Source organism: Salipiger sp. HF18, from assembly GCF_011806505.1.
In the GTDB taxonomy this organism is placed as follows: Bacteria; Pseudomonadota; Alphaproteobacteria; order Rhodobacterales; family Rhodobacteraceae; genus Salipiger; species Salipiger thiooxidans.
The window spans coordinates 1-1,312 of the sequence record NZ_JAATOS010000763.1 but is presented as its reverse complement, the minus strand read 5'-3'; the positions used below and the strand labels follow the sequence as shown (position 1 = coordinate 1,312).

Below are 1,312 nucleotides of genomic sequence, written 5' to 3'. Positions count from 1 at the left end.
CCTCGCCGTCAAGGTAGACAGGTTCCACCGGGTTGGTCTGGATGTAGGTCACGGTCTCCTGCTCGACCTGCGCGGCGGCACCGGTCGCGGCACCGATCAGGGCACCGGCGGCGATGGCGGCGGGGCCACCGATGGCGAGCGAGCCGATCGCAGCGCCCCAGCCGGCGCCCAGGCCCGCGGCAACGCCCTGACCCTCGGTCTTGTCGTAGGTCACGGTGTCGATCTGGACTTCGGCGGGGCGCTGGTACAGCACCACCGGCTCATTCTCGACCGGCGTGGTCAGGTAGGCGAATAGGCCCAGCCTGAGACGCCCTCGTGGGTCACTTCGCACCATTCGGCCTCTTCGAGACAGCCGGTCACCTCGACCTCGGCATCGCCGGGAATGACGCCCTCGATCTGGTACTCCGGCCCCGGGCCGGAGCGCAGGTTGAGCTCGGTGGTGGCGGTAGCGCTCAGCGCGGCGGCGGCGGGGGATGCGAGGATGCCTGCGATGGCGGTCGAGAGCAGAATGGGTTTCGCGAGTTTCATGGCGTTTTCCTTTTCTGTTGCCACTTGGTGCGAAGGCGCTGGCCTTGCTGGAGATGAGAACCTCCGCGACGTCGGTTCGTTCCGCAGTGGATCGGGAAAGCCGTTCACAATCAGCGGGTCACCGCCGTGAGTTGATGTGCTTTCGGCGGCGCCCGGCCGGTTGCGAGAGGCATGGGAACCCCGGGGCCTCGCATGGTGTTTGCGTGACCGCGTCGCCCTGCTTGATGGCGGGCCGGCGTTGCGGGGCGCGGCGGGGGGAAGCCGCCAAGCACTTCAAATTCTTAAAGTTAACATTGCAGCAAGCTTCCTCGCCTACCCTGCCTCGACCGTCCCTGACCGACCGGCGTTTCTGCCGGTCCCTGGGAACGGCCAAGGAGGCAGGACCATGCAAGGCAGAGCAAGACGGAGGGCTTCGGGCCAGGGGCGACGGGACAGGGACCAGAGCGTGGCGGCCTTTCCGGGCCTGCGCAGCATGATCTGGGTCCGCTGGGCGAGCCTCAGCCTGGTGGTAATGCTCTGCCTCATGGCGATCGAGGGGCACGTCTACGCCATCCCGCATTTCTACGCGCCCTACGGCGAGAGCGTCTTCTCGGTGCCGACGGTGGTCGCGGCGCTGCTGAGCCTCTGCGCGGTGCTGCTCCAGCACCCGCTGCGCGCGGTCACCCGGGCCGAGGCGACGCTCTGGTCCCTCGTCATCGTCACCGCGTTCGTGGCGCGCGCCCTGCACGAGCAGGGGATCCGCATCGGTTCGGGCGAGATGGGCATCAATACCGGCGTCTCCTTC

Annotated in this window: 2 protein-coding genes and 1 pseudogene; 1 reads left to right on the top strand and 2 read right to left on the bottom strand. The window is 67.8% G+C overall.

What is annotated here, in order from left to right; all coding sequences use genetic code 11:
• Together HC022_RS26700 and HC022_RS26695 are read right to left on the bottom strand one after the other, a co-directional pair.
• Positions 1 to 253 (bottom strand): annotated as a pseudogene (locus HC022_RS26700) (hypothetical protein); the annotation flags it as partial.
• Between the two features lie 26 nt (positions 254 to 279).
• Positions 280 to 528: an SH3 domain-containing protein gene (locus HC022_RS26695; RefSeq protein ID WP_167454395.1), complete on the bottom strand. Its 249-nt coding sequence runs from the start codon at positions 526 to 528 to the stop codon at positions 280 to 282.
• 445 nt (positions 529 to 973) lie between these two features.
• Here HC022_RS26695 and HC022_RS26690 point away from each other — a divergent pair.
• Positions 974 to 1,312: hypothetical protein (locus HC022_RS26690; protein WP_167454394.1), on the top strand; the 339-nt coding region annotated here is incomplete at its 3' end.

What these genes read in the sequence shown, in the direction of transcription:
- HC022_RS26695 (WP_167454395.1), bottom strand. Translation starts at nt 528, where the DNA reads ATGAAACTCGCGAAACCCATTCTGCTCTCGACCGCCATCGCAGGCATC.